Below are 15839 nucleotides of genomic sequence, written 5' to 3' on the forward strand. Positions count from 1 at the left end.
GAGGTGCGGCGGTCGCGGCCGGGCCGGACGCGCCTGCCGAGTCTTCGGGAGGCGGTGGCACGGCTCTCGGCCGTCTCGGGCTGTTGCATGGGGTGCGGGTCCCTTCTGGAGGTGCGGCGTGGTGCCGCCCGGGTGGGGGCCGTGTGGCCCCCACCCGCTCGCCGCCCGTCAGCCGCCGAGCCCTTCCAGCTCCGTGAGCTGGGTGGCGCGGAGCTCGGCCAGTTCGTCGGCGAGAGCCGTGGTGTCGTGGTCCGTTCCGGCGTCCCGCGCGGAGCGGGAGAGCATCGCGGACTGTTCGAGGTGCTCGCGCAGCGCGGCCAGGGCGGCGTCGTCGAACTCCGCCGCCGCCTCGATCTCCGCCAGCTCCTCGTCGGTGACCATGCCGGTCATGTCGTGCCCCTCGTGGGGGTTGGTGTCGGGGACCCCGGCTTCCGTCAGCAGCGTGCGCATCCGTTCGGCCTCGGCGGAGTGGGTCGCCGCCAGGTCGTCGGCGAAGCCGGCGAAGGAGGTGTCACCGGTCAGTTCCGTGACCAGGCCGAGGAGGAGCAGGGTCCGTTCGTTCATGGGTGCCATCAGCTGGAGCCAGGCGAGGTCGGTGCCACTGAGTGAGCCGGCCACCAGCTGGGTGCCGGCGTCCTCGGGAGCGGTGTCCTGGCCCGTCTGCGCGCCGGGCGGGTCGTGTTCACCGCCTCCGTTGTCCTCCGCGCCGGCGGGGGCCGGCGCGGAGGAGGTGGGCTCCCCGCCGCCGTCCGCCGTCGCCGAACAGCCCGCGAGCAGCAGCGCGGCGAGCAGGACGGCGACGGTGGACCGGACGGCGGCGGGGGAGCGCACGCGGTCGGGAGCGGTGGGGTGAGCGGTCAGGACGGGGTGCCGTCGGCGCCGCACTTGACGACGACGTTGAGGCAGTCGCGGACGCGCCGCTCCAGCTCGTCCTCGGGCCAGGCGTTGAAGAAGTCGGCGTGCATGGTGTAGCCCGGGCCCGATGCCAGCTCGAAGCGCGAGGGGTCACCGGTCACCGGGTAGCGCAGCACCTGCCGCAGCTTGGGGACGGGGACGGGGTGGGTCGAGGGGCACTCGCCCGCGACCGGGTAGGCCATGTGGCTCTTGTGGTCGGCGGAGTCGAGGTCGGTGCCGTTCCAGCACTGGGGGAAGTCCAGGTAGGACTCCAGCGCGCTGCCCGGCGGGCACTCCACGAAGTCGTGGGAGGGCGCGACGTGTCCGGCGTGCAGACAGGACCAGCGGCTGATGACCGGGTCGTCCGGTCCGGCCAGCGCGTCACCGGCCAGGATCTTCAGGCCCTGCGGGAACGGTTCGATCCGGGCGGTGACATCGGGGTTCACGCCCTCGCCGAGGTAGTAGAAGGTGGCGGACTGCGGTTCCACGGCCTCGCCGTCGGCGTAGAGCGTGGGCACCCAGTACGCGGAGAGGTCCACCAGGGGGTCGCAGGTGGTGCCGCCGGCCTGGAGGTCGGCCAGGTTGGTGTGCGCGTCGGTGACCGTGGAGCCGAAGAAGCTGTGCATGTGGGAGGCGCCGGGCAGGTTGGGGAAGACGATGGGGTCGTCCGGCAGGCGGTGGCTGAAGGTGCACTCCGCCAGGAACTCGGCGACGTAGACCTGTTCTGCCTGGACGTCACCGGCGTCCTGCGTGGCGGCGGGATCCTCGGCGGTGGTGTCGTCACCGGCGATGGCGCCGGGTATGCCGGTGAGCTGGAGCGCGGCCACACAGGCCACGGCGGCGGCCGCGGTCAGCAGGCGGCGCGGTGTGCGCTTCCGGGATGCGCGGGTCTGGGTCATACTCCGTGGCTCCTTGGGTGGGGGGTGTCGTGCGTGGATCGTGCGGTGTGGGGGTTGCGGTGAGGCGTCACGAACGAAGTCCACGCGTGGTGGACAGCCCGGATGCTATAGCTGTCCGGTCGCGGTGGCGGAGCACTCGACGAGACGTCAGAGAGCGTTCTCTGACAGCGGACCATAAGAGCGCCTTAAGGGGCCGTCAAGGCGTCTTCAACATTCCCGGAACCGCAGTGCTGCGCGGTGGGTCAAAGCGCCAACAAGCCAGACATCGGGGGTAGTTCGGCGTCCCGGGAGGAACCCTCCGGAGATCTCCGTAGACCAGAGAGCGCTCTCTCGTCATGGTGGTTCCGGGCGCCCTCAGTCTTCATCTGCTGAACGATCAAGCGTTTCTGGTCCGGACTGTTCCGGATCTCTGCGTGATGTATTGACGACCCCCCGCGGGAGGAGTTGACTGCCGCGCACACCGACCGGAACCGGTTCCGGAACCGGTGTCGGCGTGGCGTGCCCAGGGACGGTCGCGCGCCGCCGCCGATCGAGTCGTCTGTCCAGGGAGCCCGCCATGCGCGTCACCATCGCCGATGTCGCCCGTACCGCGGCGGTCAGCAAGACCACCGTCTCCCGAGTCCTCAACGGCAAGGGAGAGGTGGACTCCACGACCGCCGAGCGGGTCCGCGGCGTGATCGCGGAACTGGGCTACGTGCCGAGTTCGCGGGCCGTGAGCCTCGCCCGCGGCAACAGCCGCACCCTCGCGATCCTCGTGCCCTCGCTCGGCTGGCCCTGGATCAGCCAGATCCTCCAGGGAGTCTCCGACACCGTCGAAGCGGCCGGGTACGGGCTGCTGCTCTTCACCTGCAACCGCGGCGAGCAGTCGATAGCCCAGTTCACCAGCCAGGTGACCGCCCGGGCCTTCGACGGGCTCCTCGCCATCGTGCCCGGCGACACCCTCCCGACCCTGGAACACCTGCACGCCCAGGGGCTCCCCGCCGTCGTCATCGACGACCAGGGCCAACGGCCGGCGCTGCCGTCCGTGGCCACCACCAACGTCGCCGGAGGCGCCGCGGCGGCCCACCATCTGCTGGACACCGGGCGCCTCAACCCGCTGGTGGTCGCCGGGCCGCCGCAGTTCGGCTGCGTCCAGGACCGGCTGGCCGGCTTCCGGAGCGTGCTGCGCGAACGCGGACTGCCCCGTCCCGGCGCGCTGGTGGTCGGCAGCGAGTTCACGGTCCCCTCCGGCCAGCGCGCCGTGGAACGCGCACTGGCCGAGGGGCGCCGGTTCGACTCGGTGTTCGCCCTCAACGACCAGACGGCGGTCGGCGCCCTCACGGCGCTGCGCGCCGCCGGCCGCTCGGTGCCCGAGGACGTCGCCGTCATCGGCTTCGACGACGTACCGATGGCCAGCGTCGCCGACCCCCAACTGACCACCGTGCGCCAGCCGATCCACCGGATGGGCGAGACCGCCGCGCGCATGCTGCTCCGTCACCTGGACGGGACGCCGCTGCGCCCCGAACCGGTGGTGCTGCCGACCGAACTGGTGGTGCGCGCCTCGGCGCCCTACTGACCCCGCCTCCCCGGCCGGGCCGCCGAGCCGCCCGGCCCCACCGCGCGCCTCCCCTCCGCGTAAATGACCCACCCGCACGCCGCGCCGTACCCGAGGCTGCCCGCGACATGGGCGTGATGTCCGTCAAGGACCCAAAAGTTCCCCCACAGGCTCCACCAGAACCACCGCACCACCCGAGCACCAGAACCACCCGAGCACCAGAACCACCCGAGCACCAGACCCACCCGCACGACCAGCGCCACCAGCAGGACCAGCGCCACCCGCACCACCTCCACACCCGCACTGCCCACCACCACCGGTCTCCGGGAGTACCCACCATGAGAGTCAAGGTCAAGGTCAGATCACGCGGCGTCGCCGGCTCCGCCGCCGCGCTGCTCGCGCTGACGATGCTCGCCGGCTGTTCCGCCGACGGCGGTTCCAGCGGCGGCAGCTCCGGCGGCGACGGCGTGCTGAACGTCGGCATGCCCAACTCGCCGCAGGCGAACAACAGCAACCCGTTCCTCGCCACCTCCGCCGGAGCCTCACTCGGCTACCGAGCGATGATCTACGAGCCCCTCGCGATGGCCAACGGCGCCCGTCCCGCCGACGATCCGCAGCCCTGGCTCGCGTCGGAATGGGAGTGGAACGAGGACTACACCGCGCTCTCCCTGACCATCCAGGACGGCCCGGTCTGGTCCGACGACACGGAGTTCAGCGCCGCCGACGTCGCCTACACCTTCAACCTGGTCAAGGACACCCCCGCCTTCAACGGCGCGGCCATAGCCTTCGAGGACATCACGCTCGACGGCGACACCGTGGAACTGACCTTCGGTGAGTCCCAGTTCGTCAACCAGACCCGCATCCTGGGCACCACCATCGTGCCCGAGCACATCTGGTCCGAGATCGACGAGCCGGAGACCTGGGACAACAAGGAGCCGGTCGGCACCGGCCCCTACGTACTCAAGACGTTCACCCCGCAGACCATCACGCTCACCCGCCGCGACGCCTACTGGAAGGGCCTGCCGGAGGTCGAGGAGCTGCGCTACACCTCCTACAACGACAACAACGCGCAGACCACGGCCCTGGCCAACGGCGACTCCGAGTGGTCCTTCGTCTTCATGCCGGACTACGAGAACGTCTACATCAACAAGGACCCCGAGCACCACAACCTCTGGTTCCCCACCGGGCTCGGCGTCCACGGCCTGTGGCTGAACACCGACCGCGCGCCCTTCGACGACCCGGCGCTGCGCCGCGCCGTCTCCATGGTCATCAACCGGGACGACATCCACGTCCAGGCGCACGCCGGTCTCTACCCGGCGCTGGAGAACCCGACCGGTCTGCCGCTGCCCGCCGGTGAGGCGTTCCTCGCGCCGGAGTTCCAGGGCGTCGTGCAGGAGCCCGACGTCGACGGCGCCAAGGCCGAACTGGAGGACGCCGGCTACGACCTCTCCGGCGACACCCTGCTCGACCCCGACGGCAACGCGGTCTCCATCACGCTGACCGACCCGGCCGGATGGTCCGACTACCTCACCGCGCTGTCGATCATCTCCGACAACCTCGCCGAGATCGGGATCGAGTCGACCGTCCAGACCCAGACCGTCGACGCCTGGCGGAACGCCGTCGACAACGGTGAGTTCGACGCCACCCTGCACTGGACCAACAGCGGCGCCACCCCGTACGACATGTACCAGCACATCATGGACGGCGCCATGTACCACCCGATCGGTGAGGGCTCGCCGGGCGGCAACTTCGGCCGCTACCAGAACGAGGACGCCGACGCCGCGCTGAAGGAGTACGCCACCACCAGCGACGAGGACGCCCGTACCGAGGCGCTGTACGAGCTCCAGCGCATCCTGGTCGAGGACGTGCCGATGGTGCCCACCGTCGCCGGGCCGATCGGCGCCCAGTACAACACGCGCAACTGGGTCGGCTGGCCGGACGAGTCCGACCCGTACGCCCCGCCGCAGCCCACCCAGCCCAACGCGCTGGAGGTCGTGCTGCGGCTGAAGGCGGCCGAGTGAATCGGAGGCTCTGAGGCGGGCGGCGCCCGCGTCCCGGCGGCGCCGCCCCGTCCCGCCCTCCTCCCGGCCCCGTCCCACCCTCGTTCCGCACTGCCGTCGTCGCGCCGCCGCCCGGTCCCGAGCCGGGCGGCGGGCCGCGGCCGGCAGCGCGCCACCGCGCATGTCGCCACCGCGCGCGTCCCACACCCCGCACTCACCGCCGGTGACCCGGCGCCGGCGGGCGCGACCCCCGGCCGCGCCCGCCGGCCCGCACCGTCGTATCGCCGCCGCCGCTCCGCAGCCGGCGGCCCGAGCCCCAGGAGCCGTTCCCGATGTCCCCATCAGCAGCCGATCCGCCCGCAGCCGGCGCCGAGGTGGTGCTGGAGGCCCGCGCGATCACCAAGCACTTCCGCGTCCGCCGCAGTCTGCGCGTTCTCGCCGGCGGGCAGCGGCCCGTGGTGCACGCCGTCGACGACGTGTCGCTGCGGCTGCGCCGCGGCACGGTCACCGCAATCGTCGGCGAGTCCGGTTCAGGCAAGTCCACCATCGCGCGGCTGCTGGCCCAGCTGTACCCGACGACCTCCGGGGAACTGCTGCTGGACGGGAAGACCACCCGCGCCAAGGGCGGGCGGGCGTTCCGCGCCTACTGCCGCAACGTCCAGATGATCTTCCAGGACCCGTTCGGCTCGCTCAACCCGGTGCACACCGTGCGGTACCACCTCACCCGGGCGCTGCGCATCCACGGCCGGGGCGGGCGGAACCAGGAGGAGCTGGAGCAGGCACTCACCGAACTGCTCGGCCGCGTCCACCTCACTCCGGCCGGCCGCTATCTCGACGTCTTCCCGCACGAGCTGTCCGGCGGTCAGCGGCAGCGCGTCGCCATCGCCCGCGCCATGGCCGCCGACCCCAGGGTGCTGCTGGCCGACGAGCCGGTCTCCATGCTGGACGTCTCCATCCGCCTGGGCATCCTCAACCTGCTGCGCGACCTCAAGGAACGGCTGCAGCTGGCGATCCTCTACATCACCCACGACATCGCCTCCGCCCGCTACTTCGCGGACGAGACGATGGTGATGTACGCGGGCCGGCTGGTGGAGGGCGGAGCCAGCGAGACCGTCACCCAGCGTCCGGCCCACCCGTACACCCAGCTGCTCATCGCCTCGGCACCGGACCCGGACCGGATCGCCGAGGGCGTCGCCGTCACCGCCGCGCCCCCGGCCGACCCGGACGCCGCCCTGCCGGCCGCGCTGACCGGCGGCGTCGGGGACGCGCACGCCGTCGCCGAGCACGAGGCGGCCGTGGTGGCCGAGGCGGAGGCCGACTCGGCGTCGCCGGGGGAGCCGCCCAGCCTGATCGACCCGCCGCCCGGCTGCCGCTTCCACCCGCGCTGCCCGAAGGCGATGGAGCGCTGCCGCAGCGAGCTGCCGCCGCGCTTCGCCATCGGCGACGACCAGTGGGCCGCCTGCTGGCTGTACGACGGCAACCCGCTCGCCCCGGAACCCGACGCCGAACCGGCGCGCACCGGGCCGGCGCGCACCGGGCCGGAGGCCGACGCCGAACCGGCCGCCGGCACCACCGGCGCACGGGCGGCCTCCACCACCTCGACCGGCGGGGAGGGAACGGCGTGAAGTACCTGCTGCAGCGGCTCGCCTTCTACGCCCTCACGGCGTGGGCCGCCATCACCATCAACTTCGTCATCCCGCGCCTGATGCCCGGCGATCCGGTCCAGGCGCTGATCAACCGCTTCCAGGGGCAGCTCTCCACCCGGGCCATCGACTCGCTGCGCACCCTCTTCGGGCTGGACGACGAGAAGTCCCTGTGGCAGCAGTACCTCGACTACTGGGGCAACCTGTTCCGGGGCGACCTGGGCACCTCCTTCACCTTCTTCCCCACCGGGGTCGGCGAGATCATCGGCCAGAGCCTGCCGTGGACGCTCGCGCTGATGGGCGTCACCACGATCGTCAGCTTCGTGCTCGGCACCGTCATCGGGATCTACACCGGCTGGCGGCGCGGTTCCTGGCTCGACGGCATGCTGCCGGTGACCACCTTCATCTCCTCCATCCCCTACTTCTGGCTGGGGCTGCTGTCCATCTCGCTGTTCGCCGTCCAGTGGCGGATCTTCCCGGCCTCCGGCGGGCACGACGCCGGGGTGGTACCGGGCCTGAGCTGGGAGTTCATCTCCAGTGCGCTCTACCACGCGACGCTGCCGGCCATCACCATCGTGATCAGCGCCGTGGCGGGCTGGATCCTCGGGATGCGCAACATGATGGTGAGCGTCTCCAGCGAGGACTACGTCCTGGTGGCGCAGGCCAAGGGGCTCTCCGAGCGCCGGGTGATGGTCGCCTACGCGGCACGCAACGCGATCCTGCCGAACATCTCCAACTTCGCCCTCTCCCTGGGCTTCATCGTCGGCGGCACGCTGCTGGTGGAGATGGTCTTCTCCTACCCGGGCATCGGCTACGTCCTGTTCCAGGCCGTCGGCGCCAAGGACTACCCGCTGATGCAGGGCGTCTTCCTGATCATCACCCTCGCCGTGCTCGCCGCCAACCTGCTGGCCGACCTCGCGTACATGGCCCTCGACCCCCGTACCCGAAGGGAGGCGTGACGATGGCCCAGCCCACCGACGTGGTGCTCACCGCCACGGAAGCCGCACCCCGCCCAGCGCGACGCGACCGGTTCCGGTTCCTGCGCAACCCCAAGACCGTCACCGGCCTGGTGATCCTCGCCGGTTTCGTGCTGATGGCGATAGCAGGGCCCTGGCTCGCGCCCCACGACCCCTCGGCCCGCGGTCCGGAACTGCTCCAGCCGCCCTCCTGGGAGCACCCGTTCGGCACCACCCAGACCGGGCAGGACATCTTCTCGCAGATCCTGGTCGGCGCCCGGGGCGTGCTGGTCGTCGGGCTGACGGCGGCGCTGATCGCCGGTGTCCTCTCCGTCGTCATCGGCGTGACGGCCGGCTACCTCGGCGGCGTCGGCGACGATGTCCTCTCCTCGGTCAGCAACATCTTCCTGGTCATCCCGGGGCTGCCGCTGATCATCATCATCGCCAGCTTCCTGCCCGACACCAGTGACCTGGCCATCGCCGCGATCATCGGCCTCACCGGCTGGGCGTGGGGAGCGCGGGTGCTACGGGCGCAGACGCTGTCGCTGCGGGCCCGGGACTACGTGCAGGCCGCCAAGGCGACCGGCGAGTCCACCCCGCGGATCATCGTCTTCGAGCTGCTGCCCAACCTGACCGCCGTGATCGCCTCCGGCTTCATCGGCACCGTGATCTTCGCGGTGCTGGCCAACATCACCCTCGCGTTCATCGGTGTCGCCGACATCTCCGACTGGAACTGGGGCACCGTGCTGTTCTGGGCGCAGTCCAACCAGGCGCTGGCGCAGGGCGCCTGGTGGTGGTTCGTCCCGGCCGGCCTGTGCATCGCCCTGCTGGGCACCGCCCTGGCACTGATCAACTTCGGCATCGACGAGTTCATCAACCCCCGGCTGCGTTCCCCGGGCAAGGAGGACCGCTCGGTGAAGATGCGCATCGGCTTCACCCCGGTCGTCCGCCGCGACTACCCCTCCGACACGGCGCCGGCCCCTGGCGGCGAAGCCGGAACGGACACCGGCAACGACGACGGCAACGACGACGGCAACGACGACGACAACGACGGCGGCGGGAGCGGGAGCGGGGACAGCGGCGGGGACAGCGGCGCCGGAGACCAGCCAGGCACCGGCCCGGCCGGCGCCACCGACCAGCGTAAGGAAGCCAACCGATGAACGGGCCCGTGCTGGAGATCAGCGGCCTCAACGTGGACTACGGTCTCGGCGACGCCGCCGTGCGCGCCGTGCGGGACATCGACCTGACCCTCAACCGGGGCGAGATCCTCGGCCTGGCGGGCGAGTCCGGCAGCGGCAAGTCCACCCTCGCCTACGCCATCACCCGGCTGCTGCCGCCGCCGGGGGTGATCACCGGGGGCCACGTGCGGTACCGGCCCGCCGAGGGCGGTCCCGCGGACCGGAACGGCGACGCCCTCAAGGCCGGCACCGGCGGCGCGGGCGTCGACATCCTCGAACTCGGCCCCGAGCAGCTGCGCGCGTTCCGCTGGCAGGAGATCTCGCTGGTCTTCCAGGGCGCCATGAACTCCCTCAACCCCGTGCACAGCGTGCGCAGCCAGCTGACCGACGTCCTGGTGGCGCACCGGCCGGAGATGAGCCGGGCGGCCCGCAACGAACGCGCCGCCGAACTCCTCTCCCTGGTGGGCATCCCCGCCGACCGGCTGGGCAGCTACCCGCACCAGCTCTCCGGCGGGATGCGCCAGCGCGTGATGATCGCGATGGCGCTGGCCCTGGAACCGGAGATCGTGCTGCTGGACGAACCGACCACCGCGCTGGACGTCGTGATGCAGCGGCAGATCCTGCGCCAGCTGGTGCGGCTGCGGGAGGAGCTGGGCTTCTCCGTCGTCTTCATCACGCACGACATCTCCCTGCTGCTGGAGTTCTCCGACCGCATCGCCATCATGTACGGCGGCCGGATCGTCGAGCAGGCCGCCGCCAAGGACATCTACCGCGACGCCCGCCACCCCTACAGCCACGGCCTGCTGCACTCCTTCCCGGCGCTGCACGGACCCCGCCGGGAGCTGACCGGTATCCCCGGCTCACCGCCCGACCTCAAGGGCATGCCGACCGGCTGCGCCTTCCACCCCCGCTGTCCCAAGGCCATCGCGCCCTGCTCCGAGCGGGTCCCCGCGCTGGCCCCCGCCGGCCCCGGCAACCGCACGGTCGCCTGCTGGCTGCACACCGAGCACCGATCTGGAGACTCATGACTGCCACCTCATCGCCCGCTGTGAACCAGAACACCGCCACCGCGCCGGCCGCACGGGCGATCCCCGGACTGCCAGCCGACTTCCGCTGGGGCGTCGCCACCTCGGCGTACCAGATCGAGGGCGCGACCGACACCGACGGCCGCACGCCGTCGATCTGGGACACCTTCTGCCGCGTGCCGGGGGCGGTGGAGCGGGGCGAGAACGGCGACACCGCCTGCGAGCACTACCGCCGGATGCCCGAGGACGTCGCGATGATCGCCGGCCTCGGCGTCGACACCTACCGCTTCTCCGTCTCCTGGTCGCGCGTCCAGCCGCACGGCAGCGGCCCGGTCAACCCGGCCGGCATCGGCTTCTACGACCGCCTCGTCGACGAACTGCTCGAACGGGGCGTCACCCCGTGGCTGACGCTCTACCACTGGGACCTGCCGCAGGAGCTGGAGGACGCCGGAGGCTGGCCGGCGCGCGACACCGCGTACCGCTTCGCGGACTACGCCGAGGCCACCCATGCCGCGCTCGGGGACCGGGTCCGGCACTGGACCACCCTCAACGAACCGTGGTGCTCCGCCTGGCTCGGCTACCACACCGGTGAACACGCCCCGGGCCGCAAGGACTTCGGCGACTCCATGCACGCCGTGCACCATCTGCTGCTCGGCCACGGGCTCGCCGCCCAGCGGCTCCGCGAGGCGGGCGGCGCCGACCTGGAACTCGGCATCACCCTCAACCTCGGCCACTCCACCCCGGCCACCGACGACCCCGAGGACGTGCGGGCGGCGCGCAGCGCCGACGGCATGGGCAGCCGCCTCTACCTGGACCCGCTGGTGCACGGCCGCTACCCGGAGGACGTGGTGGCCGAACTCGGCGACCGCGGCGTCACCCTGCCGGTCCAGGACGGCGACCTGGAGACCATCTCCGCGCCGCTGGACGTGCTGGGCGTCAACTACTACTCGGCCCACCAGTACTCCGGCACCGCCGAGGACGGCTCCACCACCGATGCCGAGGGCCGGCCGGTCGTGCGCGGCGTCCCCCACGGCCGTCCCCGCACCGCGATGGGCTGGGAGATCGTGCCCGAGGGGCTGACCCGGCTGCTGGTGCGCCTGGAGCGGGAGTACGGCGTGCCGACGGTCATCACCGAGAACGGCGCCGCCTTCGACGACGAACTCGCCGAGGACGGCACCGTGCCCGACACCGACCGCGTCGCCTACCTGGACGGCCACATCCGCGCCGTCGCCGACGCACGGGCGGAGGGCGCCGATGTCCGGGGCTACTTCGCCTGGTCGCTGATGGACAACTTCGAGTGGGCCTTCGGCTACCAGAAGCGGTTCGGCATCGTCCACGTCGACTACGAGACGCAGCAGCGGACCGTGAAGGACAGCGGGCTCTGGTACCGCGACACCATCCGCCACACCCGGGGCGGCTGACGGCCTGCCGGTGACGGCGACTGTCTGACGGCCGCCGGGCGGCGGCGGGGGCTCAGCCCCAGCCGCCGCCCCGGCCCCGTCCGCCCTCGCGCCGGTTCGACTGGGAGATCGCGTAGGAGACGTTGACGCCGACGATCCCGGCCCAGGCCACCAGGAGCCCGGCCAGCCCCACGTTCACCGCGGCGATCGCCGACAGCGGGATCGCCAGCACCAGCGAGACCGCCGCCAGCGCGAACGCCGCGCTCGGGCCGCGGAAGTCGGGGCCCGAGGTGCGCTCCCGTCCGCCGACCACCAGCTGCTGCTCCGCGAGACCGCGCCGCACCCGCTTGTCGACGGTCGAGTCGATCCGCTGCTCCACCTTCTCCAGGAACGAGTCCACCAGCTCCTGCTCGTAGGTGTCGCCCAGCTCCCTGCGCGTGTGGAGCGCCGCCTGGAGGTCCTGCTTCAGCTCTGCGTCACGTCCGCTCATGGCATCAGGCTAGGGCGCCGCGGGCCGCCGGGCACGGGTGCTAACCCCACCTTCGGCGGTGGCGCGCACCCGACCCCGGACCGCCGGGCGAGGACGGGGCTCGGGCCGGGTCTGCTCCGGGCCGGGCCGGCTGGGGCGCCCGGTGCCGGTTGCCCGCGCGGTGCCGGGGCCACACGCTGGAGCCATGGTGCCGTCCGTGACCTCCGGTGCCGGGACCCCGGGTGCCGGCTATGACGGCTGGGCCGTCGAGCGGCCCGGCGCGATCGGCACCGGGCCGCTGGTCCCGGTGCGCCGCCCCGTCCCGGCCCCCGGGCCGCGCGAGCTGCTGCTGCGGGTGGAGGCGTGCGGCGTCTGCCGCACCGACCTGCATCTGGCCGAGGGCGATCTGCCCCCGCACCGCCCCGCGACCGTCCCCGGCCACGAGATCGTCGGCCGGGTGATCGCCACCGGAGCGGGGAGCAGCCGCTTCGGCGTCGGTGACCGCGTCGGCGGCGCCTGGCTCCGGCAGACCTGCGGACGCTGCCGCCACTGCCGGGCAGGCCGGGAGAACCTCTGCCCGTACTCCCGCTACACCGGCTGGGACGCCGACGGCGGCTTCGCCGAACTGGCCCTCGTCCCCGAACCGTTCGCCTACCCGCTGCCGGAACACCGTGACCCGGCCGGCCTCGCGCCGCTGCTGTGCGCGGGCATCATCGGCTACCGGGCGCTGCGGCGCAGCGCCCTCCCGCTGGGCGGCAGGCTCGGCATCTACGGCTTCGGGGGCTCCGCGCACCTGGCCGCCCAGGTGGCGCTCGCCGAGGGCGCCACCGTCCACGTCCTCACCCGCTCGGCGCGCGCCCGCGAGCTGGCGCTGGAGCTGGGCGCGTCCTCGGCCGGGGACGCCCGCGACCGCCCGCCGGAACCACTGGACGCGGCGATCCTCTTCGCCCCGGTGGGCACGCTGGTCCCGGTCGCGCTGGAAGCCCTGGAGCGCGGTGGCACGCTCGCCGTCGCGGGAATCCACCTCTCCGACATCCCCGCCCTGGACTACCGGCGTCACCTGTTCCAGGAGCGGGACCTGCGAAGCGTCACCTCCAACACCCGGCGGGACGGCCGCGACTTCCTGGCCCTCGCCGAGGAGACCGGCATCCGGGCGACGGTCAGCCGCTACCGGCTGGACGACGCCGGCCGGGCGCTGGCCGACCTGGCCGGCGACCGGGTCGACGGCGCCGCGGTGCTGCTGCCCTGACGCGGATCGACATGCCCTGACGCGGACTGACATGCCCTGACGCGGCGCGGCGACCCGGTGACCGGCCGCCCACGGGGGAGGCCGCGACCCGTCGGCGCCACCCCGTCACCGGGCCGGCCGCCCCGCCCTTCCCGGGGAGGTCGGCACCGGCTGCCAGATCCAGTCCGCCACCTCCGGCATATCGGTGCCGTGCTCCCGGATCCACGCGTGGTGCCGGACCCGGGCGTCCTCCATCGCCTGCCGGGCGCCGGTGGCGCGCACGGCCAGCCCGGGTACCCGGTCGATCACGTCCATGACCAGCCGGAACCGGTCCAGATCGTTGCGGACCACCATGTCGAACGGCGTCGTGGTGGTGCCCGACTCCCGGTAGCCGCGGACATGCATGTTGTCGTGCCCGGCGCGACGGTAGGCCAGGCGGTGGATCAGCCAGGGATAGCCGTGATAGGCGAAGATCACCGGCTTGTCGCGGGTGAACAGCGCGTCGTACTGCCCGTCGGACAGCCCGTGCGGGTGCTCCGAGTCCGGCAGCAGCCGCGCCAGATCCACCACGTTGACCACCCGGACCGCGAGCTTCGGCAGATGGCGGCGGATCAGCGAGGCGGCGGCCAGCACCTCCTGCGTCGGGACGTCACCCGCGCAGGCGAGCACCACGTCGGGTTCCTCCCCCTCCCGCTCGGTGCCCGCCCACTCCCACACACCCAGGCCCCGGGCGCAGTGCGCGCGGGCCCGCTCCAGCGACAGCCAGTCGAAGCACGGCTGTTTCCCGGCGACGATCACGTTCACGTAGTCGCGGCTGCCGAGCACATGGTCGGCGACGCACAGCAGCGTGTTGGCGTCCGGCGGCAGATAGACGCGGACCACCTCGGGCGACTTGTTGAGGACATGGTCGACGAAGCCCGGGTCCTGGTGCGAGAAACCGTTGTGGTCCTGGCGCCAGACGTGCGAGGTCAGCAGGTAGTTCAGCGACGCCACCGGCCGCCGCCACGGCAGGGTGCGGGAGACCTTCAGCCACTTCACATGCTGGTTCACCATCGAGTCGACGATGTGCGCGAACGCCTCGTAGCAGGAGAAGAAGCCGTGCCTGCCGGTCAGCAGATAGCCCTCCAGCCAGCCCTGGCAGGTGTGCTCGGAGAGGATCTCCATCACCCGGCCGTGCCGGTCCAGCTCCTCGTCCACGGGCAGCGTGCCCGCCTGCCATGCCTTGCCGGTGGCGCGGTAGAGCGCCTGGAGCCGGTTGGAGGCGGTCTCGTCGGGCCCGACCACCCGGAAGTCGCGCCGCTCGGCGGTGGCGGCCATCACCTCCGCGAGGAGCTCACCGAGGACGCGGGTCGGCTCGTGCGCCGAGGCACCCGGGCGGTCCACCGCCACCGCGTACCGCTCCAGCGCCCCCACCGGCAGGTCACGCAGGAGCAGCCCGCCGTTGGCGTGCGGGGTGGCTCCAAGCCGCCGCCGTCCCTCCGGTACCTGGGCGAGCACCTGGCGGCGCGGCCCGCCGTCACGGTCGAACAGCTCCTCCGGCCGGTAGGAACGCAGCCACTCCTCCAGCTGCCGCAGGTGCTCCGGGTTCTCCCGCACTCCTGGCAGCGGCACCTGGTGGGCGCGCCAGGTGCCCTCCACGGGCTTTCCGTCGACGACGGCCGGACCGGTCCATCCCTTGGGGGTGCGCAGCACGATCATCGGCCAGCGCGCCGGCCCGGTCACCTCACCGGAGCGGGCGGCGTGCTGGATCAGGGTGATCCGGTCCAGCGCGACGTCCATGGCGGCGGCCATGGCCCGGTGGACGGCCGCCGGGTCGTCACCGCCGACGTGCAGCACGTCATGGCCGTAGCCGTGCAGCAGTGCGTCGAGGTCGGTGGTGGGGACGCGGGCGGGGACAGTCGGGTTGGCGATCTTGTAGCCGTTGAGGTGCAGAATCGGCAGCACCGCCCCGTCGTGCACCGGGTCGAGGAACTTGTTGGAGTGCCAGGACGCCGCCAGTGGCCCGGTCTCGGCCTCTCCGTCGCCGATCACGCAGGTCACCAGCAGGTCGGGGTTGTCGAAGGCCGCACCGTAGGCGTGCGAGAGGGAGTAGCCCAGCTCCCCGCCCTCGTGGATCGACCCGGGCGTCTCCGGTGCGATGTGGCTGGGCACGCCCCCGGGGAACGAGAACTGCCGGAAGAGCCGCGCCATGCCCGCGGCGTCGCGGGAGACGTCCGGATAGGTCTCGGAGTAGCTGCCCTCCAGCCAGGAGTTGGCCAGCACCGCCGGGCCGCCGTGCCCCGGACCCCAGACGGCCAGCGCGTCCCGGCCCCGGGCCCGCACGATCCGGTTGAGGTGGGTGTACACCAGGTTCAGCCCCGGCGAGGTGCCCCAGTGGCCCAGCAGCCGGGGTTTGATGTGGTCGGGGCGCAGCGGCTCGGTCAGCAGCGGGTTGGCCAGCAGGTAGATCTGGCCGACGGAGAGGTAGTTCGCGGCCCGCCAGTGCGCGAGCAGCCCGGCCAGCTCCTCGTCGGTGACCGCCGCGCCGCCGGTGGCCGGGGTGAGGGTGTCCGCCATCTGCTTCCTCCTGCTGCTCGCACGCGCCTGGCCCCCGCGTCCCCCGCGGCCGTCCCC

Annotated in this window: 12 protein-coding genes; 8 read left to right on the plus strand and 4 right to left on the minus strand. The window is 72.5% G+C overall.

Annotation, left to right across the window (positions count from 1 at the left end):
- Window positions 1–168 precede the first annotated feature (168 nt).
- Window positions 169–831 carry a DUF305 domain-containing protein gene (locus E0D90_RS14985; RefSeq protein ID WP_130798681.1) on the minus strand — a complete coding sequence of 221 codons (663 nt, stop codon included), beginning with the start codon at window positions 829–831 and terminating at the stop codon, window positions 169–171.
- A gap of 26 nt (window positions 832–857) precedes the next feature.
- Window positions 858–1793, minus strand: a complete 936-nt coding sequence (locus tag E0D90_RS14990) for a DUF1996 domain-containing protein (protein WP_130798683.1) — start codon at window positions 1791–1793, stop codon at window positions 858–860.
- 556 nt (window positions 1794–2349) lie between these two features.
- Here E0D90_RS14990 and E0D90_RS14995 point away from each other — a divergent pair.
- From E0D90_RS14995 to E0D90_RS15030, 7 genes are all read left to right on the plus strand, one after another.
- On the plus strand, window positions 2350–3348 hold the full coding sequence (locus tag E0D90_RS14995; RefSeq protein WP_103503650.1) for a LacI family DNA-binding transcriptional regulator: 999 nt from the start codon (window positions 2350–2352) through the stop codon (window positions 3346–3348).
- A 317-nt stretch (window positions 3349–3665) separates the two neighbouring features.
- Complete coding sequence (locus E0D90_RS15005) at window positions 3666–5348, plus strand: ABC transporter substrate-binding protein (RefSeq protein ID WP_130798686.1); 1683 nt, start codon at window positions 3666–3668, stop codon at window positions 5346–5348.
- 311 nt (window positions 5349–5659) lie between these two features.
- Window positions 5660–6952 (plus strand): ABC transporter ATP-binding protein, encoded by a 1293-nt coding sequence (locus E0D90_RS15010; protein ID WP_130798688.1) that lies wholly within the window; start codon window positions 5660–5662, stop codon window positions 6950–6952.
- Window positions 6949–7929: an ABC transporter permease gene (locus E0D90_RS15015; protein WP_103503523.1), complete on the plus strand. Its 981-nt coding sequence runs from the start codon at window positions 6949–6951 to the stop codon at window positions 7927–7929. Before E0D90_RS15010 ends, E0D90_RS15015 begins: the two co-directional genes overlap by 4 nt.
- Window positions 7930–7931: 2 nt before the next feature.
- A complete protein-coding gene (locus E0D90_RS15020; RefSeq protein WP_227870233.1) occupies window positions 7932–9086 on the plus strand; it encodes an ABC transporter permease in 1155 nt (384 codons plus the stop codon).
- Complete coding sequence (locus E0D90_RS15025) at window positions 9083–10132, plus strand: ABC transporter ATP-binding protein (RefSeq protein ID WP_130798690.1); 1050 nt, start codon at window positions 9083–9085, stop codon at window positions 10130–10132. The genes E0D90_RS15020 and E0D90_RS15025 overlap by 4 nt, the downstream gene beginning before the upstream one ends.
- Window positions 10129–11550 (plus strand): GH1 family beta-glucosidase, encoded by a 1422-nt coding sequence (locus E0D90_RS15030; protein ID WP_130798692.1) that lies wholly within the window; start codon window positions 10129–10131, stop codon window positions 11548–11550. Before E0D90_RS15025 ends, E0D90_RS15030 begins: the two co-directional genes overlap by 4 nt.
- Before the next feature lie 52 nt (window positions 11551–11602).
- On the opposite strand, the gene E0D90_RS15035 is transcribed toward E0D90_RS15030, so the two are convergent.
- Window positions 11603–12019 carry a hypothetical protein gene (locus E0D90_RS15035; RefSeq protein ID WP_130798694.1) on the minus strand — a complete coding sequence of 139 codons (417 nt, stop codon included), beginning with the start codon at window positions 12017–12019 and terminating at the stop codon, window positions 11603–11605.
- 184 nt (window positions 12020–12203) lie between these two features.
- On the opposite strand from E0D90_RS15035, the gene E0D90_RS15040 reads away from it, so the two are divergent.
- Window positions 12204–13247 carry a zinc-dependent alcohol dehydrogenase family protein gene (locus tag E0D90_RS15040; RefSeq protein ID WP_130798696.1) on the plus strand — a complete coding sequence of 348 codons (1044 nt, stop codon included), beginning with the start codon at window positions 12204–12206 and terminating at the stop codon, window positions 13245–13247.
- 105 nt (window positions 13248–13352) lie between these two features.
- Here the strand turns inward: E0D90_RS15040 and E0D90_RS15045 are convergent, their stop codons facing one another.
- Window positions 13353–15782 (minus strand): phosphoketolase family protein, encoded by a 2430-nt coding sequence (locus E0D90_RS15045; RefSeq protein ID WP_130798698.1) that lies wholly within the window; start codon window positions 15780–15782, stop codon window positions 13353–13355.
- Window positions 15783–15839: the final 57 nt, after the last annotated feature.

This window comes from Streptomyces otsuchiensis (assembly GCF_004305975.1).
GTDB lineage: Bacteria > Actinomycetota > Actinomycetes > Streptomycetales > Streptomycetaceae > Streptomyces > Streptomyces otsuchiensis.

Coding starts and splice junctions, on each gene's coding strand:
- E0D90_RS15035 (WP_130798694.1), bottom strand. CDS start 12,019: ATGAGCGGACGTGACGCAGAGCTGAAGCAGGACCTCCAGGCGGCGCTC.
- E0D90_RS15010 (WP_130798688.1), top strand. CDS start 5,660: ATGTCCCCATCAGCAGCCGATCCGCCCGCAGCCGGCGCCGAGGTGGTG.
- E0D90_RS15030 (WP_130798692.1), top strand. CDS start 10,129: ATGACTGCCACCTCATCGCCCGCTGTGAACCAGAACACCGCCACCGCG.
- E0D90_RS15040 (WP_130798696.1), top strand. CDS start 12,204: ATGGTGCCGTCCGTGACCTCCGGTGCCGGGACCCCGGGTGCCGGCTAT.
- E0D90_RS14990 (WP_130798683.1), bottom strand. CDS start 1,793: ATGACCCAGACCCGCGCATCCCGGAAGCGCACACCGCGCCGCCTGCTG.
- E0D90_RS15005 (WP_130798686.1), top strand. CDS start 3,666: ATGAGAGTCAAGGTCAAGGTCAGATCACGCGGCGTCGCCGGCTCCGCC.
- E0D90_RS15045 (WP_130798698.1), bottom strand. CDS start 15,782: ATGGCGGACACCCTCACCCCGGCCACCGGCGGCGCGGCGGTCACCGAC.
- E0D90_RS15025 (WP_130798690.1), top strand. CDS start 9,083: ATGAACGGGCCCGTGCTGGAGATCAGCGGCCTCAACGTGGACTACGGT.
- E0D90_RS15020 (WP_227870233.1), top strand. CDS start 7,932: ATGGCCCAGCCCACCGACGTGGTGCTCACCGCCACGGAAGCCGCACCC.
- E0D90_RS14995 (WP_103503650.1), top strand. CDS start 2,350: ATGCGCGTCACCATCGCCGATGTCGCCCGTACCGCGGCGGTCAGCAAG.